Here is a 20196-nt window from a genome sequence, read left to right as displayed (position 1 = left end):
TGGATTCAACCCTCACCGTCTTGAGCAGGAGCCCTCGCTGATGCACGCCCTCGCGCCCACCCTTTCTCGCGCCGCCGCCCTGGCCGCCGTGGTCCTCACCACCTGGCTCGGGGCGGCGGTCGCGGCCGGCGCGGACCCGCAGATCCCCTGGTCCGGGGATGAACGCGCCACCCCGGTCGCCGGGGTGGCCACCGGGTGCGCGGCGAGCGGGCTCAAGGGCGAACAGGTCGACGTCACCGTGACCAGGGACTCCCGGTACCTCACCGTCACCGCGGTGGATCCGGGTGTCACTCTCACGGGGGTCGTGATCCAGGGCGGACCCGGCTACAACATCTATCCAGCCTCAGCGTTCACCGCACTGCCGTGGCCGCGACTGCACGCGCCGCTGGAATCGCCCGCGCAGCCGCAGAAACCCGCGCTGACCACGAACTGGTTCGCCTGCGGGAGCAAGACTCCGCCCACCACGACCAGCACCACGACCACCACCACGACGAAGACGACCACGAGCAGCAGCACCACGCCGACCAGCACGCGCCCGACGAGCACCACCACGTCGTCGAGCACCAGCCAGCCCCCGATCAGCACCACCCCGCCGCCGGTGACCAGCACCAGCAGCCCCGGCCTGGCCACCACCGGCTTCGACGGCGGCTGGCTGATCCCGCTGGCGGCCGGGCTGATCCTGCTCGGCGCGGCGGCGCTGTTCGTGCCGCGCCTGCTCCGTCGCCGCGGCTGAGGCCGGGAAGGGGACCGGGATGACCGGGAACGAGGACGAGAGTGGTCCGGTCCGGGCGGGCTGGCGGCTGCCGCTGGTGATCTGCGTGCTGGGCCTGGTGCTGGCCTTCGTCGGCATCGGCGTGCTGACCAACCGCTATGACCGGTTCCGGGTGGAGACCTCCTCGATGGAGAACACCCTGGCCGCGGGCAAGCGGGCGATCACCAGGCCGGTGACCGACGGCGGTGTCTCGGTGCAGCGCGGGGATGTGGTGGTCTTCGATCCGAACGAGAGCGGCTGGCCCGGCCGGGAACCCGGCGCACAGCTGGTCAAACGGGTGGTCGGCATCGGCGGCGACAGCGTGACCTGCTGCGACCTGGACGGCCGGTTGCAGGTCAACGGCCGCACCATCACCGAGACCTACCTGCGCACCGACGATCCGGTCACCGGCGGCAAGCACCAGCCGCAGCGGTTCACCGTGCGGGTGCCGCAGGACCGGATGCTGCTGCTCGGCGACTACCGCGGCAACTCCCGCGATTCCCGGGCCTACCTGGACAACGAGTTCAAGGGCTCGGTGCCGCGCAGCGCGATCAAGGCGGTGGTGGTCGCGGTGGTCACCCCCGGCGAGGGCGTGCGGCAGGTCTCGCCGAGCCTGGTGTTCACCGACGCCGGCCTGGCCGGGGCGGCGGCCACCGACTACGGCTACCGGTACGCGTTCTGGACCATCGTGACCGGGGCACTGCTGGTCATCATCACCCTGCTGTGGCTGGCCGTCGTCGGCGCGCTGGCCTGGCGGCGCCGACGACGGCAGCCGGTGCTCAGCCCTTGAGCAGGCCGGTCATCTCCGCGATCTCCTTCTCCTGCGCGGAGATGACCTCCTCGGCCAGGTGCTTGGCCGCCGCCGACTGACCCTGGGCCAGCTCGGTCTTGGCCATCTCCACCGCGCCGCGGTGGTGCTCGACCATCATGGTCAGCCAGCGCTTGTCGAAGTCGGCCTTGCTCGCGGCGGTCAGCTCTTTCATCGCCTCGGCGGACATCATTCCGTGCGCGCCATGGCCGCCACCGTGTTCCGGCTGGACCGGGGCGTTCCACGACTTCAGCCAGCCGGTCATGGTGTCGATCTCCGGCTGCTGGCCGTCCTGGATCCGCTTGGCCAGGTCGCGCACCTTGGCGTTGTCGGTGCGGGTGGGGACCAGCTTGCTCATGTCCAGGGCCTGCTGGTGGTGCGGGATCATGCCCTGGGCGAAGGTGATGTCGGCCGCGTTGTGCCCGGCGTCGGCCGCCGGGGCGCTGGTGGCCGGGTGACCGCCCGCGTGCCCGTCGTTGTGCCCGGACGACGTTCCGCCGCCGCAGGCCGACAGCGTGATCGCGGTGAGCACACCCAGACCGGCCAGGACCAGCTTGTTCTTGCGCATGACAAAGCTCCTCGAATGCCTACGAATATGACGGAATGGGGCAACCCGGTCCGGTCAGAGTCGAAGCACGCCGAGGGTGTCGAGGTCGAAGAGCTTGGGCGGCGGTCCCCGTGGGACCAGCGAGACCAGCCGCGCGGCCAGTCCGTCCAGTGCGGCCGCCGGATCGCGGCGCAGCCAGCCCAGCAGGACCAGCGCGAGCAGCCCGGCCACCGTGACGATCAGGCCGAGGCAGAGGTGCAGCATCGAGTCGTGCCCGCCGGGCACCGGCTGCTCCGCCGGGGCGGACACCCGCACCAGGCCGGTGCCGTGGTGCTCGTGCGCGGCCGTCCCCGGTTGGTGCGCGCCGTGACTCGGATGGGTGACCTGATGCATCACCAGCACGCTGAAACTCACCGTGAACACGAGCAGCGCGAGCCCCAGTACCCGCATCGGGCGTGGTCGCAGCGCCGTGGTCACCCCGCCAGCCTAACGTCACACCGCGACCTGCCAGCCCGACCGAGCCCTGGCGGGACTCGCGGTCTACGATTCCCATGCGCGGTCTGCCTACGCATGCCCGCGGTCAGGCAAGTGCAGGTGATTACCAGGTCAACAGGCCAGTGCAGGAGGCACCGTGACGGCCGTAGCCCCTCAGCCGATCGCCACGCGTCCGTTCCCGACGCGTCAGACGGTCAAGGGTTCGTTCCTGCTGCGGATGCTCCGCACCACGGACCACAAGCAGATCGGCATTCTCTACCTCGTCACGTCAATGGCCTTCTTCATGGTCGGCGGCGTGATGGCCCTGCTGATCCGCACCGAACTCGCCCTGCCGGGGATGCAGATCCTCTCGCAGGAGCAGTACAACCAGATGTTCACCATGCACGGCACGATCATGCTGTTGCTGTACGCGACGCCGATCCTGTTCGGGTTCGCCAACTACATCCTGCCGCTGCAGATCGGCTCCCCGGATGTGGCGTTCCCGCGGTTGAACGCCTTCTCGTACTGGCTGTACCTCTTCGGCGGCCTCACCGTGGTGGCGGGCTTCATCACCCCCGGTGGCGCGGCCGACTTCGGCTGGTTCGCCTACACGCCGCTGTCCAACGCGATCCACTCGCCCGGCATCGGCGCCGACCTGTGGATCTCCGGTCTGGTGGTCTCCGGTCTGGGCACCATCCTCGGCGGTGTCAACATGATCACCACGGTGCTGTGCCTGCGCGCGCCCGGCATGACCATGTGGCGGATGCCGGTGTTCACCTGGAACATCCTGGTCACCAGCCTGCTGGTGCTGATGGCCTTCCCGATCCTGACCGCCGCGCTGCTCGGCCTGCTGGCCGACCGGCACCTGGGCGCGCATGTGTTCGACCCGGCCAACGGCGGCGTGATCCTCTGGCAGCACCTGTTCTGGTTCTTCGGCCACCCCGAGGTCTACATCGTCGCGCTGCCCTTCTTCGGCATCGTCTCGGAGATCTTCCCGGTGTTCAGCCGCAAGCCGATCTTCGGGTACAAGGCGCTGATCTGGGCCACCATCACCATCGCCGCGCTGTCGGTGACGGTGTGGGCGCACCACATGTACGCCACCGGCGCGGTGCTGCTGCCCTTCTTCGCCTTCACCACGTTCCTGATCGCGGTCCCCACCGGCATCAAGTTCTTCAACTGGATCGGCACCATGTGGCGCGGTCAGTTGACGTTCGAGACGCCGATGCTGTTCTCGGTGGGCTTCATCATCACCTTCCTCTTCGGTGGCCTCACCGGCGTGCTGCTGGCCGCGCCCGCGATCGACTTCCACGTGTCGGACACCTACTTCGTGGTGGCGCACTTCCACTACGTGCTCTACGGCACGATCGCCTTCGCGACCTTCGCCGGCATCTACTTCTGGTTCCCGAAGATGACCGGGCGCCTGCTGGACGAGAAGCTCGGCAAGCTGCACTTCTGGACGACCTTCATCGGTTTCCACCTGACCTTCCTGGTCCAGCACTGGCTGGGCAACGAGGGCATGCCGCGCCGCTACGCCGACTACCTGCCCAGCGACGGGTTCACCACGCTCAACTCGATCTCCACGATCGGCGCGTACCTGCTCGGCGCGTCCACGCTGCCGTTCATCTGGAACGTGTTCAAGAGCTACCGCTACGGCGAGGTCGTCAAGGTCGACGACCCGTGGGGCTACGGCAACTCGCTGGAGTGGGCGACCTCCTGCCCGCCGCCGCGGCACAACTTCACCGAGCTGCCCCGGATCCGCTCCGAGCGCCCGGCCTTCGAGCTGCACTACCCGCACATGGTGGAGCGGATGCGGGCCGAGGCCGAGGTGGGCAAGAAGCACCGGGAGAAGCACGGCGCCGTCGCGGTCAAGGAGGCTCCGGCCGCGCCCTCGCAGATCGCCGCCAACGCCACCCAGCCGCCGGAACAGCACGGCGACGACCCGAAATCACGCTGAGCTGAACGACCTGGGTAGACCCGGGTAGCAAGGCTCGACGAGGAGCCCCACAGCCACCGCACCGGCGGCTGTGGGGCTCGTCTCTTTTCCGGCCAGGGCATCGAGCAGGACGCCGTCGACTGAGGAGACTCGGTAACCGTGAGTACCCGCAAAGCCACCACCGTGCTGATCACCGTCACCGGCCCGGACAAGCCAGGGGTCACCTCGGTGCTCTTCGCCGCGCTGACCCGGCACGGGGTCGAGGTGCTCGACGTCGAACAGGTGGTGATCCGCAGCCGCCTGGTGCTCGGCGTGCTGGTGTCCACCACGCACGACCCGGAGGGCCTGCAGGAGCTGACCGAACAGGCCATGGCCAGCGTCGGCATGCACGTGGACGTGGAGATCGGCGCCCGCGAGCGCTCCGCGGCCCAGCACGGCTCCAGCCACGTGCTGGTGGTGATGGGCCGCCCGGTCACCGCCCGCGGTTTCACCGAGGTCGCCCGCAGGCTGGCCGCGCTGGGCGCCAACATCGACTCGATCCGCCGGGTGGCCGACTACCCGGTCACCGGCCTGGAACTCGCGGTCTCCGCCGGGGACACCGACGAGGCCGACGCCGAGCTGCGGGCCGCGATGGCCGAGGTCTCGGTGCGCGCCCAGGTCGACATCGCGGTCGAGCAGGCCGGGCTGACCCGGCGGGCCAAGCGGCTGGTCGTCTTCGACGTGGACTCCACCCTGATCCAGGGCGAGGTCATCGAGATGCTCGCCGCGCACGCCGGCTGCGAGGAGCAGGTCCGGGAGATCACCGAGGCCGCCATGCGCGGCGAACTCGACTTCACCCAGTCCCTGGAACGCCGGGTGTCCCTGCTGGCCGGGCTGCCCGCCGGCGTGCTGGCCGAGGTCGGCCGCACCCTGGAACTGACCCCCGGCGCCCGCACCACCATCCGCACCCTGCGCAGGCTCGGCTTCCGCTGCGGCGTGGTCAGCGGCGGGTTCACCCAGGTCATCGCGGGCCTGGCCGAGGAACTGCGGCTGGACTTCGTGGCCGCCAACGAGCTGGAGATCGTCGACGGCAAGCTGACCGGCCGGGTCACCGGCGAGGTGGTGGACCGCGCGGGCAAGGCGGTCGCGCTGCGCCGTTTCGCCGCCGAACACGACATCCCCCTCGCCCAGTGCGTGGCGGTGGGCGACGGCGCCAACGACATCGACATGCTCAGCACCGCCGGCCTTGGCGTGGCCTTCAACGCCAAACCCGCGCTGCGCGAGGTGGCCGACACCGCGCTGTCGCACCCGTTCCTGGACGCGGTGCTGTTCGTGCTGGGCGTCACCAGGGCCGAGGTCGAGGCCGCCGACGCCGCCGACGGCCTGGTCGAAGAGCGCATCGAGGTCGGCTGACATGCTCGAACCCCTGGCCGCCCGCTACGCCACCTGGCTCGGCCTACCCGCCCAGTCCACAGTGGACACAAGCGACGAAGACCCCGCCACCGTCCGAGCCATGCCGTTGGTCCTGCGCATCGAACGCCAGGACCCAGCCCCGCGCACAGCGCTGCTGGAAGCCGCCGCGACCGCCTCCCTCGCCGTCTGCCTGGCCCCCGAGGCCCAGCCCGAGGGCGAATGGCACGACGAGATCCGGCTCTGGCTGGACAACCGCATCCGCAAGGTTTCCCGCCGCGCCCGCGGCGCGCACTGGGACGCCGTGCAGGAACTCCCCGGCATCACCGTGTCCCACCAGGGCGCCGAGGTCCGCGCCCTGGTCCCCGGCCTGGTCGCGGAATCCCCGAGGGTGCTCTCCCGCCTGCAGATCTCCGGCAGCGAACTCCCCGACGACACCCCAGGCCCACCCCCGGACGACCGCCCCGTGCTGTGGCTCAACCCCGACGTGGAGATGACCGTCGGCAAGGCCGCCGCCCAGGTCGGCCACGCCACCATGATCGGCGCCGCCCTGCTGTCCCCCGCGGACCTGGCCCGCTGGGCCGACCAGGACTACGCCTGCGCCGTCCGCACCGCCACCCCCGCCGACTGGGCCAAACTGCACCCCGGCCCCGACCCGGCCGCCGCCTGGCGGGAACGCCGGGTGGCCGCCGTCCGCGACGCGGGTTTCACCGAGGTCGCCCCCGGCACCGTCACGGTGCTGTTCAGCTGGCCGCACTGACCACCGCGTGCAGGTGCATGTCATGCCGCCCGTCGGCATGCCGCACCGCACTGCGCGAGGTCCCCTCCAGCGCGAACCCGGCCCGCTCGGCAACCCGGCAGGAGCCCAGGTTCGCGGTGGAATGCCACAGACCCAGCCGGGCCAGCCCCAACTCGGCAAAACTCCAGCGCACCACCGCCCGGGTCGCCCGCACCGCCACCCCCCGCCCCCGCGCCGAGGGCAACACCCAGTAGGACACGTCAGCGGTCGCCTCCACCAGATCCAACCCCCGGAACCCGGCCTGCCCCAGCACCTCGTCATCCGGCCCCAGCACGGCCCAACTGGCGTCCCGCTCAGCCCGCCAGCGCGTGGCCCAGCCCTCGATCCAGTCCAGGGCCTCGGCGGCAGTGTCCATCCGCCGCACATGCCAGCGCTGGATATCCGGACAGGCAAAGGCGTTCCGCACCGCCTCGGCGTCCCCGGCCTGCCAGGGGCGCAGGGTCAGCTCATCGTCGACGGCCAGCCGGGGCTGGGTCCGGTCGCGCAGGTGACCGGTGGGCAGCGCGGGTTCCACAAGAATCGGCACCCACCGATCTTCCCCGAACAGGCTGGCGACGCGCTCACGCCTGGTCGAACGCGATCTTGCCGGTACGGCGATAACGCACCGTCGGGCTCCGCACCTGTTCCTCCGTGGCCACCACCAGTCCTTCCTTGCGGAGGATGCCCAGCCACCTGGCCACGGTCTTGTCGGTCAGTCCAGTCGTCGCGGCCAGCTCCGCGCGGGAAAGTTCGTTGTCAGCCAACGCGTTCAGCACGTCCACGCGCCGGTCGGCCCGGCCCTTCGGTGCCTCGCCCGCGGCCGGGGTCCGGATGAGCCCACCAGCCAGCCGGTAGCGGGTCCACCGGTGCGTCCCCACCTGCTCGACGAGTTCGCGCGCGATCAGGTCGCTCAGCTCCTGAGTCGCCACCCTTGAGTCGACTCGCGTCGCGTTCCGGTAGGTCTGGTTGTCGAGCAGGCCGCCGCCGCGCAGGATCGCCAGGCCAAGGCACTGGCTCTGGGAAAGGCCGCGTTCGCCGAGTGAGTTGATCCAGGCGATGACCTCGTCGCTGAGCAGCGTGTGGTTCGGGAAGGTCACGGTGAAAGTGCTCACCCGGTTCCTGAACTCGGGCGCGCCCAGCTGCGCGGACCGGAGTGCGCTGAGCATGGTGCGGATGCCCGAGCCGCGGTTCTCGCAGATCGCCCTGTTGCTGCCGGGTATGGGCACGTCCTCGAGAATTCGCAGCAGGGTGGCGTTCCTGGTGGAGGAGACGCCCTCCTCACCCAGCCGGTCTTCGGACACCGGACCGAACAGACCGCCGGGATTGCGTACGACCAGACGATCCGGGTACATCTCCACCTGCACCTGCGTACCGCGAGACTCGTTGGACAAATCGCGATGCACCAGGGCGTTGACCACCGCCTCCCGCAGGGCGGCCTCCGGGTACTCCCAGACGTCAGCGCGGCCCGCGTCGCGGACGACGGATCGGCGCGCCATGTTCTTGCGCAGCGCCAGCAGTGTGTCCCGCACCATCACGGGAATCGGTCCTTCGGCCACCACGTTGTCGACGAAGCGCTCGCCGGTGTCGAGATCGGCTCCGTCGACCGTGGGGTAGTGCACAAAGGTGATCATGAGTTGCGGGAAGTGCTCCTGTGGATATCTGCCCAGCGCGAGCAGCCCGCCGAGTGAGGCGACATCCGCGCCGTTCCCATCAGGTACGAGCGTTCGGATCCGGCGCAGCACTGCCGCGTCATCCAGTTCGCCGTAGGCATACGGTCTGCGTGTTCGGAGCCGGGAGACGAGTTCGGCGACCAGCGCTGGGTCGAAATCGGCCAGACTGGTGCCGGGCACAGGCTCCTCGTCATGACGTGGCTGGCCGCGGTTGGCGAGCAGGAGCTGAACCTCGTAGCTGCTCATCCGGTAGTCGCCGTCACCGAGCCGTAGATAACTGCCCTGGGTGATCCCGGCACCACGGTAATAACAGGGCTTGCTCTCCAGCGAGAGTTCCGGAATCTCGGCGACCAGCAGTTGCGCGCCCTCGAACCGGTGGATGCCGATCAGCGGTCGTAGCGGCGGTTCCAGGCCGGTGGCACACAGGTCGGCCAGATCCGCCGACATCTTGGCGGCGTCGGACAAGCCGGTCGCGGTGAATCCCGACTGTTCGTCCAGGCCGAGGATGACCGTGCCACCGCGGGTGTTGGCGAAGGCCGAGAGCGTCTCGCGCACGGACCGAGGCAGGCCGCCCGCCGCCTTCTTGGCCTCGACACCGGCGACGTCGCTGCCGAGAACACGGAGGTTCGCCACGATCTCGGCAAGCTCCTCGTCCAGCATGATCCCTCCAGCATGCTCACTTACTAGCAAGCATGCTAGTTGGCATGCCAGCTAGCATGCCAACTGGGTGCCCCCGGCGTGTCGGCCTCAGCCGAACCAGGTCAACGTGATCGGTTCCACAGGCGGACCGTCCTCGATCACGCGCAACAGCTCGGCCAGCCCGATCGGCAGCACCTGCGCGGGGATCGACCCCAGCTCCGCCACCGGCCACCACCGGTGCCCGAGCAGGTGCGACAGTTCGCCGTCCTCCTGGGCCGTGGTGTCCACGGTGAAGGCGGGTACGCGCAGGTGGAAGTAGTACTCGGTGGCCAGGGTCGGGGTGCGGCTGTAGGTCCACATGCCCGAGGTGGTCGCCACCACCGGCCCGACCGCCGCCGCAGTGACCCGCAACCCGGTCTCCTCGCGGAGTTCCCGCGCCGCCGCCTCGGCCAGCGGCTCGCCGTCGTTGACCCCGCCGCCAGGGGTGGACCAGCAGGTGCGCTCGTTCGCCCGGCCGTAGCGGTTGTGGAACAACAGGATCCGGTCCTGGTCGTCGAGCAGCAGGATGCGCGCGCTCAGCCGGATGCGCGGTGATGTGGCCCCCATGACCCCGACCCTAACCCGAAGAGTTCCTGATCACTATTTCTGTGAGGTGAAGAATTCACCGACGATCTTCTGATGTAGTCGGTACCTGACGAGCGGCCATCCCGGCCGCTCAGCCCGAAAGGATCTCGATGTCGAAGGTGCTCTCCCGCAACGGTTTCCGCCGCCTCGCCGCCACCGGTGCGGCCCTGCTCGCCCTGGGCGCCGTGGCCGCCCCGGCAGCCGCCGCGGCCACTCCCGTGGCGGCCTGCACGCCGGTGGTGCTGAAGAAGGTCGTCACCTCGCCGGACAGCACCGGCGTCGGCGTCGCCTTCACCTACTCGGCCACCGTCACCGAGAAGAACATCAGCTACCTCCCGGCCGGTGAGAAGCCCACCCAGGACGGCAGCGGCGACCCGATCGCCATCAAGGGGAACGCCTTCATCCGGGTCATCGTCTCCTGCTACAACTGGACCCAGGACACCTACCGCGGCCCCAAGCGCCTGCCCGGCGAGGGCGCGGTCAAGGAGATCGTGCTCGGTGGCACCTTCGAGGGCCAGCAGACCTGGTACATCGGCGTGGACCGCAAGCGCGCCTACGACGACCTGAGCCGTGGCGCGAGCGTCTCGCTCAAGGTCAAGGTCTGATCCTGCGCACTGGCCGCGCTCAGGTGTCGATTCGCTTGAGCGCGGCCTTGACCACCTCGGGATCCGTGGTCATCCAGAACGGCGGCAGCGAGGCCCGCAGGAAGCCGCCGTACCGGGCCGTCACCAGCCGCGAGTCCAGCACCGCGATCACGCCCTTGTCGTCGTTGGACCGCAGCAACCGCCCGGCGCCCTGGGCCAGCAGCAGCGCCGCGTGGGTGCCGGCCACGGTCAGGAAGCCGTTGCCGCCCCTGGCCTGCACCGCGCGCTGCCGGGCCGAGGCCAGCGGATCGTCCGGGCGGGGGAACGGAATCCGGTCCATCACCACCAGTTGCAGCGCGGGTCCCGGCACATCCACCCCCTGCCACAGCGACAACGTGCCGAACAAACAGGTCTGGGTGTCCTCGGCGAACTTCTTCACCAGCTGACTGGTCGCGTCCTCGCCCTGGCACAGGATCGGGAACTTGACCCGCTCGCGCAGGGCCTCGCTGGCCTGTTTGGCCGCGCGCATCGAGGAGAACAGGCCCAGGGTGCGCCCGCCGGCGGCTTCCACCAGGCCGGTCAGTTCGTCCAGATATGCCTCGGCCAGGCCGTCCCGGCCGGGGGAGGGCAGGTGCTTGGCCACGTAGAGGATGCCGCTGGAACGGTGCTCGAAGGGGGAGCCCACGTCCATGCCAGTCCACTCTGGACTGTCTGAAGTGGATGGTGGAGCCTTGTCGGTGGCGGTGCCCTCGGCCTTGCGGTCGGCGGGGGCGTCCGGGTCGGTGGCGGGTTTTCCGTTGCCCGCCAGGCCCCATTGCCGGGCCAGGGTGTCGAAGCTGCCGCCAAGGGCCAGGGTGGCGGAGGTGAGGATGACCGTGCGCTGGGCGAAAAGCCGTTCGCGGAGCAGGCCGCCCACGCCCAGCGGGGCCACCCGCAGCGACGGGGCCCGGTTGAACTCGCCGAAATCGCCCGCCAGCCAGACCACGTCGTGCCGCTTGTCCGGCTCGGCCTTGAAGGCGGCCAGCAGCCGGACCGCGGTGTCGTGCACCTCGTCCAGCACCGAGAGCGCCAGCTTGCGCGCCGCGGTGCCCTCGATGTCCTCCTTGCGTTCCGGGCCCAGCGAGCTGATGCAGGCGTGCGCGGCGTTGCGCACCGCGGCCAGCGCGCCGCCCAGCACCTGCGGCAGCTGGTCGATCCGGCCGGGTTCCAGCTCCTGCAGGGTCAGCGACAGGTTGTCCGCGGCTTCCAGCAACGCGTCGGCGGTGTCCTGTTCCACCAAGCGGCCGCAGCGCCGGGCGGCCACCGCGATGGCGGTGCTGGTCAGCTCGGCGGTGGCCACCGAGGTGACCCGGTCGACCAGGTCGTGCGCCTCGTCCACGACCACCACGTCGTGTTCGGGCAGGACCTTGTAGCCCTCCAGCGCGTCGATGGCCAGCAGGGCATGGTTGGTGACCACCACGTCGGCCCGACCGGCCTCGGCGCGGGCCCGCTCGGCGAAGCAGTCCTGGCCGATCGGGCACTTGGCCGCGCCCACGCACTCCTTCGCGGTGACCGACACCTGCCGCCACGCCTGGTCCGGCACGCCCGGCACCAGCTCGTCCCGGTCGCCGGTCTCGGTCTCCGAGGACCATTCGTGCAACCGCTTGACGTGCCTGCCCAGCGCGGACACCGCGAACGGGTCGAACAGCGCCTGTTCCTCGGGCTCCTCCGGCGCGCCGGTGTGCACCCGCTGCATGCACAGGTAGTTCCGCCGCCCCTTGAGGATGGCGAAGGTGGGTTCCCGGCCCAGCAACGGCTTGAGCGTCTTGGCCAGCCGGGGCAGATCGCGGTCGACCAGCTGGCGCTGCAACGCGATGGTCGCGGTGGAGATCACCACGGTGGCCGCTTCGGTGATCGCGTGGTGCACCGAGGGCACCAGGTAGGCCAGGGACTTCCCGGTGCCGGTGCCCGCCTGCACGGCCAGGTGCTCGCCGGTGCGGATCGCCTTGGCCACCGCCTCGGCCATGTCCACCTGACCGGGCCGTTCGGTGCCGCCCACGCCGCCGACGGCCGCGGACAGCAGCGTGCGGACGTCCGGGACCGTGGTCAGGTTCTGCTGCAGGGTGAGGGCTTCGGGCACGCGAAGAACGCTACCGCGCGCCGCCGACAAGCCCGTCCTCCGGCGATACGGTGGTGTCGCAGCCAGTACAACGATGTCTGGAGGAGCCTGGATGAGCAGCGCCGAGGAGATCGAGGACCGGCTGAAGGCCCTGATCGGCGCACTCGACCTACCCGCCAAGGTCCGCCTGCTCACCGGCGCCGACGCCTGGGGCCTGCCCGAGGAGCCCAGGATCGGCCTGCGCCGCCTGGTCATGACCGACGGCCCGGCCGGCGCCCGCGGCGCCCACTTCGACGAGCGCGACCCCTCCGCGCACACCCCCAGCCCGACCGCGCTGGCCGCCACCTGGGACACCGCGCTGGTGCACCGGATCGGCCTGCTGCTGGCCGAGGAGACCAGGGCCAAGGGCGCGCAGGTGCTGCTCGCGCCCACCATCAACCTGCACCGCAGCCCGCTGGGCGGCCGCCACTTCGAGTGCTTTTCCGAGGACCCGTTGCTGGTCAGCGAGATCGGGCTGGCCTACGTGCGCGGGGTGCAGGCGGGTGGGGTCGCGGCCTGCGCCAAGCACTTCGTGGCCAACGACTCGGAGAACCAGCGCTTCACCCTCAGCGTGGACCTCGCCGAACGCGCGCTGCGCGAGCTGTACCTGGCCCCGTTCGAGACGGTGGTGCGCGCCGGCGGGGTCAAGGTGGTGATGGCCGCCTACAACGCGGTGCGCGGCACCACGATGACCGAGAACCACCCGCTCCAGGTGGGTGTGCTCAAGGGCGAATGGGGCTTCGCGGGCCCGATCGTCTCGGACTGGACCGCCGCCCGCAGCACCGCGGACTCGGCCACCGGCGGCCTGGACCTGGTCATGCCGGGCCCGGACGGCCCGTGGGGAGACAAGCTCGTCCAGGCCGTGCGCGACGGCGAGGTGGCCGAGGCAGAGATCGACGACAAGGTGTTGCGGCTGCTCAGACTGGCCGCCGACACCGGCGTCCTGGACGGCTTCCCCGCGCCAGAGGTGACCAGCTCCTACCCGGTCGGCTCGGCCGCCCAGACCGACCTGCTGCGCGAGGCCGCCACCCGCGGCATGGTGCTGCTGCGCAACGAGAACAACCTGCTGCCGCTGGCCGAGGGCACCCGGATCGCGCTGATCGGCCCGAACGCCGCGCACACCGCCACCCGCGGCGGCGGCAGCGCCGATCTGTCCCCGCGCCGGGTGGTCAGTTTCGCGCAGGGCCTTGGCCTGGACCCGGTCGAGGGCGTCCGTCCCGGCGGCCGGCAGCCGCTGATCGACCTGGCCGACTGCACCAACCCGCACACCGGTGAACCGGGTTTCCTGGTCGAGTACAGCACCAGGGACGGCGATTTCCTGGGCAGCGAGCACCGCGAGACCGCCCGGCTGGCCTGGCTCGGCCTGCCGGAACAGCGGTGGCGCCGCGACGACCTGCGCGTGATCATGCGCGCGCACTACCGGCCCCGGGTCGCGGGCACGCACACCTTCGGCGTCACCGCGCTCGGCCCGACCAGCCTCACCGTGAACGGGCACCAGATCATCGAACCGGTGCGCGCGGGCTGGGGCAGCCTGGTGGACAGCTTCGACAACATCACCGAGCAGCTGGGCGCCATCGAACTGTCCGATGTGGACACTCCGGTGGAGCTGGTGGTGGAGCACCTGCCGATCGCCGCCCCGCACGGCTACCTGCGCTGCGGCCTCACCCACCGCGCCCCCGGCCGGGACGCCGAAGACGAGCTGGCCGAAGCCGTCCGGCAGGCCGCGGCGGCCGAGGTGGCGGTGGTCGTGGTCGGCACCAACGCCGATATCGAGAGCGAGTCCCACGACCGCACCACCCTGGAACTCCCGCCCGGCCAGGACGAGCTGATCCGCCGGGTCGCCGCGGCCAACCCGCGCACCGTGGTCGTGGTCAACGCGGGCTCACCCGTGCTGATGCCCTGGGCGGACCAGGTCGCCGCCGTGCTCTACACCTGGTTCCCCGGCCAGGAAGCCGGCCACGCCCTGGCCGATGTGCTGCACGGCCGCGCCGAACCCGGCGGCCGCCTGCCCACCACCTTCCCCCGCACCGCCGAACAGGCCCCGGTGCTCGACACCACCCCCACCGAGGGCGTGCTGCCCTACCCCGAGGGCCTGCTGATCGGCTACCGCGCCTACGACCAGCACCGCCTGGACCCGGCCTTCTGCTTCGGCCACGGCCTGGGCTACACCACCTGGGACTACCGCACCGCGCACGCCACCTCCGCGGTCTCCGCCGCCACCCTGCACGCGGGCGAGCCCGTCCCGGTCCGGGTCACCCTGACCAACACCGGCGCCCGCCCCGGCCGCGAGATCGTCCAGGTCTACCTGGGCCGCCACGCCAGCCGCTACGACCGCCCACCCCGGGTGCTCGCCGGATTCGCGGTGGCCGAGGCCGGACCGGGGGAGACCCTGGAAGTGGAGATCCGCTTGGCCGCCAAGGCATTCGCCGTCTACGACGAACAGCGCGGCGACTGGGCCTGGGAACACGGCAGCTACCTGGCCGAAATCGGCCGCAACAGCCGCGACCTGCCCCTGACCGCGGTCGTCACCGTGCACTGATGTCACGGGTGGTCTCTGCTGCGCTCAGGTAAGTCCAAGCGCGAGTTTCAGGGCAACATCGACCTGTTGCATCTCGCCAAGGGAACACCGGCCAACCAGGTCCCCGAGTCGCTCCTGCGCGCACGCGGTCGTCTGTTCGCAGAGCAGCAGTGTGGTCCGGCCCAGTACCTCGATCTCGGGACGCCAGCGCGCGGGGTGGGCCGAGGTCGAGGTCGGGGCGATCAGCCAGGTTGAGAGGGCTTCCAGTTCGCTTGCTTGTACGACCACACCGAAGCGGCCGCCGGCCTGTTCGTGGCCACGAGCGTCTCGAGAAGCACGTAGCCGGTAGATGTCACCACGCACGCAGGTCAGCCAACTCTTCCTGCACCGCGGCCATCTCGGCGCGGTCGCTCTCACTCGCAGCCACCCGGGCAGCTTCGGCGCGCAGGTCCTCGGCGGCCTCGGCGGCCTCCACCTCCTGCGCCGCTTGCACGATCGCGCGCCGGATCACCGTGCTGCGGTCAGCATGGCAAGCCCGCATCAGCACACGTAGTGCCTCTCGGGTCTCCGCGTCCGGACGGAAGTTGATGACTTCAGGGTCCGCTGTCACGTGTCCAGTGTAGTACGGACTGCAAGACATCTGTACTACACGGTGTATTACGCGCTGATGGGCGGCAAAAAGCCGAAGGCCCCCGGGTGGTTTGACCGGGGGCCTTCTGTGCCGGGCGGAGATCAGGAGTCGCGACGACCCACCAGGGCCCAGGCGGCCGGCAGCAGGCCCGCGGCCAGGGCGGTCTTGACCAGGTCGCCGATCAGGAACGGCAGCAGGCCCTTGACCAGGGCTTCGGACACGGTGAAGTCGGCCGCGAGCATCAGCCAGGGCACGCCGACGGCGTAGATCACCGCGTTGCCCAGCAGCATGGTGCCCGCGGTGCGTAGCGGGGTGCGGTCGCCGCCGCGCTGGGCGAGGGCGCCGACCAGGGCGCCGGCCAGCACGAAGCCGACGATGTAGCCGATGGTGGCCGAGCCCGCGCTGGTGTGCCACGGCACGCCAGCCAGGCCGGCCAGCAGGTAGACCAGCATGGACAGCGCGCCGCGCTGCCAGCCCAGGGTCGCGCCCACCAGCAGGGCGGCGAAGGTCTGGGCGGTCACCGGCACCGGGCTGCCCGGGATGGGCACCGCGATCTGCGCGGCCAGGCCGGTCAGCGCGGCGCCGCCGAGCACCAGCGCGATATCGCGGACCAGGGCGCCGGGCACCAGGTCGGCCAGGACCCGGCGCTGCGGTGAGACGGTGAGCACGGACACCCGTGACCTCCAGGAGACGTGGGATCTCTTGCTCGCTGACCCTAACTCGGCGCGGACCCGGGCGAAATTGTCGGATACCTACAAAATTCAGGCGGCTTCGGCCGTTGTGACGTAGGTCGCTCCGGCTCGGGCCCGGACCTCGGCTACAACCGGCGAGTCCGCGAAGGCGGCCGATACCTCGGTCAGCCAGGCCGTCTCGGCCTCGATGCTGGCCGCCGCCGTGGCCGGGTCCACCGCCGGTTGCGGCCAGCGCTGACCGGTCTCCCGCACGGCCAGCGCCGCGGCCAGTTCCGCCGCGGCCAGCACCGCGGGCAGCGCGGCCACCCCGTGTCGCCGGGCCGCCGCGCGCACCCAGCCGGGCACCTCCGGCGGCACCTGCGCGCGCAGGGTCAGGAAGGCGTCCCTGATCTCGATCAGCCGCCGGTACAACGCGAACTCGATCCGCACCGGCCAGCCCGGCGGCGAGGCCAGCACGATCCCCGGCAGCGCGCGCACCAGCACCGACCACAGCGGCGTCACCGCCCGGTAGCCGCGGTAGGCCGCCAGCCACCGGCGCGGCCGCTCCAGCACCCCTTGCCAGGTGGTCAGCACCGCGCCGACCACCCACATCAGCGCCACCGCCAGCCCGAGCCAGCCGACCACCGGCATGAAGTAGGCCAGCTCGGTGCGGAACAGCACCAGCCACACCGAGGGCAGCCCGGCCACCAGTCCCCACACCACCGTGGTCACCCCGGCCAGCCCGATCACCCGCAGCCCGGTGCGGAAGGTGCCGGGCGGACACTGCCGGGCGTGCCTGATGATCACCCTGGTGAACATCACCAGGCAGCTCACCCCGTACCCGACCAGCACCGCCTGGTACCCGGCCACGCTGGGGTAGAAGGCGAGATCGGTGCCGCCGTTGGCGATGTACTCCGGCAGCTTCCGGGTCAGGTGCAGCATCAGTCCGGTCATCGCCAGCCAGCACAGCAGCAGCGGCCACAGCCTGGTCCGCGGCTCCGGGGTCTGGGTGGAGCGGGCCAGCCGGACCAGGAAATGCACCGCCAGCATCTGGCAGGCGTTGGACACCAGCCGTCCGGTCAGCGGGAACGGCTCGATCGCCATGATCAGCGGGGTGGTCGGCTCGGCCGCGATGATCAGTCCGGCGGCCAGGCTCAGGAAGAAGCCGATCAGGTAGCGCATGCCGGGGCTGGGCGGCCCGCCCCGGCTGGCCAGCAACTTGCCCACGCTGATCAGCACCAGCAGCCCGGCGCTGACATAACTGATCACCTCAGACCCCCGGTCCGAACGCCGAGCGCAGCCGGGCCAGCCCGCCGGTGACCGGCGCGGGCCGCGCGCGCCGGGCCCGGTGCATGATCAGCGAGGCCACCAGTTCGGCCTCCTGCTCCTGCTCCTGGGCGTAGCCCGTGCGGCCGAGCACCCGGCGCACCAGTTCCACCGGCAGGTTCGGCATCAGCAGCTGGGCCACCGTCTCGTGCAGTTCGCCGTCACCCGCGTGGCCACACAGCAAATGGCCCAGCTCGTGCAACAGGATGTGCTCCTGGTGCAGTGGCGAGGTGTCCACCGAGTAGAAGACGTAGTCCGCCCGGTCGGTGGCGGCCAGCACCCCGCACGGCGTGTTCGGCCTGGCGGCCAACGGGATCAGCTCGATCGGCCGACCCCGTCTGGCCGCCAGCGCCTCGACCAGCAGCGGCACCTCGAACGGCTCTGGAATGTCCACAGTGGACACCAGTTGAGCGCAGCGCCGCCACAGCGCGTTTCGCGAGTACCGCACGTCTCTCCCCCTGGCGTCAGCGAACACTCTCGCTCTCGCCCCGTTGCGCCTCTCTGCGGGCAATAGCATCGATGATGTCGGTGATCGTGCCAAGGCCCTCCTCGGAGAGGTTCACCGCGCGCAGGGCCACATCGCGCACCGCGCTGTTGCGCAACGCGCCCAGAATTTCCAGCTCTTTGGCGATCGCCGCCCCCTGTTCGTCGTCGAAGAAGTAGGCCGGTGGCACCTGGAAGAACCCGGCCAGGGCCTCCAGGTGCCGCTTGGTCGGGTTGTCCCTGCGGCCGGTGCGCAATTGCCAGAGGTAGGTCGCGGAGAAGGTCTCGCCGGTGCTCTCCCGGCAGGCCTTCGCTACCTCTTCATGGCTGTGCTGCTCGCCGTTGGGGCGACGGATCACCTGGAACAGGTGGTCGATCCGTTCGGCGAGCGTGCCGGCTTCTGGCTGGCGGTCCTGCTCGTCGGTCATCTGCGCCTCTGTGGGTGTGGAGATCCGGCGGGCATCAGCTGAAGTGAACGAGTTGGAGGGAACTCATCCACATCAGTTGACAGCCCGTGTCATGCGGAGCTAACTTGTGTCCAGACAACGTTAGCTGAGATGAATGACCAAGGGGAAGTCAGTCGACCAAGGCTGACGAGCAGGGGGAGACATGCGGAAGCTCGCAGCAGTGCTTGTGGTGGCCGCCGCGCTGGGGTTCGCCCCGGCCGCGCAGGCCGTCGAGGTCGGTGGGACCTCGGCGCTCGCCGCGAGCTTCGAGGGGCGCAGCCTGGCCCAACAGCGCGAGGAAGCCATCCAGAAGGCCCAGCACAACGCATACCGGGCGGCGGCGGCCGGCGGTTACACCGCTTCGCGCTGCCACCTCACCCAGTACAGCGCGCAGCCGCTGCTGCCGCCGTACTGGGAGGGCCACGCGGTCGTGGCATGCATCTGAGTTGACCAGACTCCTCACGCGCTGACCCGCGTGGCCGGCTACCACAGGGGGGATGCCGGTCCTGGTCGGAACCGTGAGGACATCGCCGCCGGGGCGTGCGCCCCCCAGTCGGACGCCCCGGCGGCCCTTCACACGAACGTCCGGCCCGGCGCAGGCTGCCGTCGATCGGTGGCGTTCACGCCCCCCAGCGAAGCCTGTCGGTCGGGTGCCGTCCCGGCCGGACGTTCAGTGGGATGGCCTCCCGTGCGTGCACCGGAGGCCATCCCTCCCTTTCTCCGTCGGCCGGTGGGGCCGGCGGTCTTCAAAAAAATGCAGGGGGAACAACCATGAAGAAGTTGCTGTGTGCCGCCGTGCTGGCCACCGGCGCCGTGCTGAGCGCCGCCGCGCCCGCACTCGCCGCCGACGCGGGGACGACGTCGGTGCGGGAGACCCGCATGTTCAGTGCGACCGCGCAGAACACCACCCCGGGCGGCGCGATCACCAGCGCGTCGAACTTCGCCTTCAGTCAGGCGGTCTCGGCCGGGTTCCTGCGTTCGCAGTGCTACCTGCACAGCTCCAGCGTCCGCCCGAGCAGCATCATCGGCATCTGGTATGCCACCGCGAACGTCTTCTGCCAGCGATGAGGAGCGGTCGCGGACGGCCTTCGCTGATCGCGGCCTTCATCGGGAACGGGTTCGGGGAGAACCGCCAGGAGGCACTGGCCAGGGCGCGGCAGAACGCGTTGTTCCAGGCCAGGACCGCGGGTTTCCCGTCCGAGCGGTGCGAGGTCGTGCTGAGCGGTTGCGCGGAACCGGTGAACCGGGTCCTCGCCGGATATGTCGTGCTCGGCTGCCGTCAGTCGAGGACCTCCTTCGCCCAGCTGGGCAGGAGTGCGTGAGTTCAGAACCAGGGGAGAGACAAGCAATGGGTTCGATGGTTCGACGGGGTGTGCTGGCCGCGACTTTCGCCGGTCTGGCGATGCTGGCTCCGGTGGCGGCACAGGCCGCGCCCGCCCTCAACTCGGCCCCGGTCGCCGCGAGCGAAGCGGGCACGCTGGAGACCCGGACCTTCACCGGTCAGGGTTCCGCGGGCGGCTCGCCCAAGCGGGCGCTCAGGCAGGCGATGGACTACGCGCTGCAGTCCGCCGCGGTGGCTGGCTATCTGGAGAGCCAGTGCGTGACCACCTACAGCCGGACCTACTCGCACGGCGCGGGCTACTTCAGCGCCAACGTGGTCATCAGCTGCACCCGCTGACGTAGGCGCGACCACGTCAGTTCCGGACAAACAGGGGAGAGACAAGCAATGGGTTCGATGGTTCGACGGGGTGTGCTGGCCGCGACTTTCGCCGGTCTGGCGATGCTGG

At 70.5% G+C, this 20196-nt stretch carries 23 protein-coding genes; 11 read left to right on the top strand and 12 right to left on the bottom strand.

The genetic code is table 11. The features are described from left to right. Nucleotides 1–40: 40 nt before the first annotated feature. Nucleotides 41–733 carry a hypothetical protein gene (locus MZC64_RS46575; protein WP_247766070.1) on the top strand — a complete coding sequence of 231 codons (693 nt, stop codon included), beginning with the start codon at nucleotides 41–43 and terminating at the stop codon, nucleotides 731–733. Between the two features lie 19 nt (nucleotides 734–752). Then, nucleotides 753–1541 (top strand): signal peptidase I, encoded by a 789-nt coding sequence (lepB, locus tag MZC64_RS46570; protein WP_247766071.1) that lies wholly within the window; start codon nucleotides 753–755, stop codon nucleotides 1539–1541. Here the strand turns inward: lepB and MZC64_RS46565 are convergent. Together MZC64_RS46565 and MZC64_RS46560 are read right to left on the bottom strand one after the other, a co-directional pair. Then, nucleotides 1531–2127 carry a DUF305 domain-containing protein gene (locus MZC64_RS46565; protein ID WP_247766072.1) on the bottom strand — a complete coding sequence of 199 codons (597 nt, stop codon included), beginning with the start codon at nucleotides 2125–2127 and terminating at the stop codon, nucleotides 1531–1533. The two genes, lepB and MZC64_RS46565, sit on opposite strands and share 11 nt — an antisense overlap. A gap of 54 nt (nucleotides 2128–2181) precedes the next feature. Further along, nucleotides 2182–2583 carry a hypothetical protein gene (locus tag MZC64_RS46560; protein WP_247766073.1) on the bottom strand — a complete coding sequence of 134 codons (402 nt, stop codon included), beginning with the start codon at nucleotides 2581–2583 and terminating at the stop codon, nucleotides 2182–2184. A 154-nt stretch (nucleotides 2584–2737) separates the two neighbouring features. On the opposite strand from MZC64_RS46560, the gene ctaD reads away from it, so the two are divergent. The 3 genes from ctaD to MZC64_RS46545 all read left to right on the top strand — a co-directional run bounded on the left by ctaD (nucleotide 2738) and on the right by MZC64_RS46545 (nucleotide 6662). Next, the gene (gene ctaD, locus MZC64_RS46555) at nucleotides 2738–4534 is read left to right on the top strand and encodes a cytochrome c oxidase subunit I (RefSeq protein ID WP_247766074.1); all 1797 of its coding nucleotides are present in this window, start codon (nucleotides 2738–2740) and stop codon (nucleotides 4532–4534) included. A 138-nt stretch (nucleotides 4535–4672) separates the two neighbouring features. Further along, nucleotides 4673–5905: a phosphoserine phosphatase SerB gene (gene serB / locus MZC64_RS46550; RefSeq protein WP_247766075.1), complete on the top strand. Its 1233-nt coding sequence runs from the start codon at nucleotides 4673–4675 to the stop codon at nucleotides 5903–5905. A 1-nt stretch (nucleotide 5906) separates the two neighbouring features. Further along, entirely contained in the window at nucleotides 5907–6662 is a 756-nt protein-coding gene (locus MZC64_RS46545) for an aminoacyl-tRNA hydrolase (RefSeq protein ID WP_247766076.1), read from the top strand. Here MZC64_RS46545 and MZC64_RS46540 read toward each other — a convergent pair. The 3 genes from MZC64_RS46540 to MZC64_RS46530 all read right to left on the bottom strand — a co-directional run bounded on the left by MZC64_RS46540 (nucleotide 6646) and on the right by MZC64_RS46530 (nucleotide 9595). Beyond that, the gene (locus MZC64_RS46540; RefSeq protein WP_247766077.1) at nucleotides 6646–7227 is read right to left on the bottom strand and encodes a GNAT family N-acetyltransferase; all 582 of its coding nucleotides are present in this window, start codon (nucleotides 7225–7227) and stop codon (nucleotides 6646–6648) included. The two genes, MZC64_RS46545 and MZC64_RS46540, sit on opposite strands and share 17 nt — an antisense overlap. Nucleotides 7228–7261: 34 nt before the next feature. Continuing rightward, nucleotides 7262–9010 carry an ATP-binding protein gene (locus tag MZC64_RS46535; protein WP_247766078.1) on the bottom strand — a complete coding sequence of 583 codons (1749 nt, stop codon included), beginning with the start codon at nucleotides 9008–9010 and terminating at the stop codon, nucleotides 7262–7264. Nucleotides 9011–9097: 87 nt separating this feature from the next. Next, the gene (locus tag MZC64_RS46530; RefSeq protein WP_247766079.1) at nucleotides 9098–9595 is read right to left on the bottom strand and encodes an NUDIX hydrolase; all 498 of its coding nucleotides are present in this window, start codon (nucleotides 9593–9595) and stop codon (nucleotides 9098–9100) included. A gap of 128 nt (nucleotides 9596–9723) precedes the next feature. Between MZC64_RS46530 and MZC64_RS46525 the strand changes: the two genes are divergently transcribed. Continuing rightward, nucleotides 9724–10218: a hypothetical protein gene (locus MZC64_RS46525; protein ID WP_247766080.1), complete on the top strand. Its 495-nt coding sequence runs from the start codon at nucleotides 9724–9726 to the stop codon at nucleotides 10216–10218. A 19-nt stretch (nucleotides 10219–10237) separates the two neighbouring features. Here the strand turns inward: MZC64_RS46525 and MZC64_RS46520 are convergent, their stop codons facing one another. Further along, complete coding sequence (locus MZC64_RS46520; RefSeq protein WP_282107023.1) at nucleotides 10238–12202, bottom strand: ATP-dependent DNA helicase; 1965 nt, start codon at nucleotides 12200–12202, stop codon at nucleotides 10238–10240. 205 nt (nucleotides 12203–12407) lie between these two features. On the opposite strand from MZC64_RS46520, the gene MZC64_RS46515 reads away from it, so the two are divergent. Then, nucleotides 12408–14873 carry a glycoside hydrolase family 3 protein gene (locus MZC64_RS46515; protein ID WP_247766081.1) on the top strand — a complete coding sequence of 822 codons (2466 nt, stop codon included), beginning with the start codon at nucleotides 12408–12410 and terminating at the stop codon, nucleotides 14871–14873. A 24-nt stretch (nucleotides 14874–14897) separates the two neighbouring features. On the opposite strand, the gene MZC64_RS46510 is transcribed toward MZC64_RS46515, so the two are convergent. The 6 genes from MZC64_RS46510 to MZC64_RS46485 all read right to left on the bottom strand — a co-directional run bounded on the left by MZC64_RS46510 (nucleotide 14898) and on the right by MZC64_RS46485 (nucleotide 18391). Next, nucleotides 14898–15215, bottom strand: coding sequence for a type II toxin-antitoxin system PemK/MazF family toxin (locus MZC64_RS46510; protein WP_247766082.1), 318 nt, complete (start codon nucleotides 15213–15215; stop codon nucleotides 14898–14900). Further along, nucleotides 15205–15462, bottom strand: coding sequence for a hypothetical protein (locus MZC64_RS46505; RefSeq protein WP_247766083.1), 258 nt, complete (start codon nucleotides 15460–15462; stop codon nucleotides 15205–15207). The genes MZC64_RS46510 and MZC64_RS46505 overlap by 11 nt, the downstream gene beginning before the upstream one ends. Before the next feature lie 122 nt (nucleotides 15463–15584). Next, a complete protein-coding gene (locus tag MZC64_RS46500; RefSeq protein WP_185009671.1) occupies nucleotides 15585–16157 on the bottom strand; it encodes a biotin transporter BioY in 573 nt (190 codons plus the stop codon). A gap of 87 nt (nucleotides 16158–16244) precedes the next feature. Further along, the gene (locus tag MZC64_RS46495) at nucleotides 16245–17423 is read right to left on the bottom strand and encodes an MAB_1171c family putative transporter (protein ID WP_247766084.1); all 1179 of its coding nucleotides are present in this window, start codon (nucleotides 17421–17423) and stop codon (nucleotides 16245–16247) included. Between the two features lies 1 nt (nucleotide 17424). After that, nucleotides 17425–17928, bottom strand: coding sequence for an ImmA/IrrE family metallo-endopeptidase (locus tag MZC64_RS46490; RefSeq protein ID WP_247766085.1), 504 nt, complete (start codon nucleotides 17926–17928; stop codon nucleotides 17425–17427). 16 nt (nucleotides 17929–17944) lie between these two features. Continuing rightward, on the bottom strand, nucleotides 17945–18391 hold the full coding sequence (locus tag MZC64_RS46485) for an XRE family transcriptional regulator (RefSeq protein WP_247766086.1): 447 nt from the start codon (nucleotides 18389–18391) through the stop codon (nucleotides 17945–17947). Between the two features lie 181 nt (nucleotides 18392–18572). Here MZC64_RS46485 and MZC64_RS46480 point away from each other — a divergent pair, with 181 nt between their 5' ends. From MZC64_RS46480 to MZC64_RS46465, 4 genes are all read left to right on the top strand, one after another. Continuing rightward, complete coding sequence (locus MZC64_RS46480; protein WP_247766087.1) at nucleotides 18573–18854, top strand: hypothetical protein; 282 nt, start codon at nucleotides 18573–18575, stop codon at nucleotides 18852–18854. A 326-nt stretch (nucleotides 18855–19180) separates the two neighbouring features. Then, nucleotides 19181–19477 (top strand): hypothetical protein, encoded by a 297-nt coding sequence (locus MZC64_RS46475; RefSeq protein WP_247766088.1) that lies wholly within the window; start codon nucleotides 19181–19183, stop codon nucleotides 19475–19477. Beyond that, complete coding sequence (locus MZC64_RS46470; RefSeq protein ID WP_247766089.1) at nucleotides 19474–19731, top strand: hypothetical protein; 258 nt, start codon at nucleotides 19474–19476, stop codon at nucleotides 19729–19731. The genes MZC64_RS46475 and MZC64_RS46470 overlap by 4 nt, the downstream gene beginning before the upstream one ends. Nucleotides 19732–19766: 35 nt before the next feature. Further along, the gene (locus MZC64_RS46465) at nucleotides 19767–20087 is read left to right on the top strand and encodes a hypothetical protein (protein ID WP_247766090.1); all 321 of its coding nucleotides are present in this window, start codon (nucleotides 19767–19769) and stop codon (nucleotides 20085–20087) included. Nucleotides 20088–20196 lie beyond the last annotated feature (109 nt).

Source organism: Crossiella sp. S99.2 (assembly GCF_023094165.1).
Lineage (GTDB): Bacteria > Actinomycetota > Actinomycetes > Mycobacteriales > Pseudonocardiaceae > Crossiella.
The sequence above is the reverse complement of the archived record's forward strand: the minus strand, read 5'-3'. Positions and strand labels throughout refer to the sequence as shown.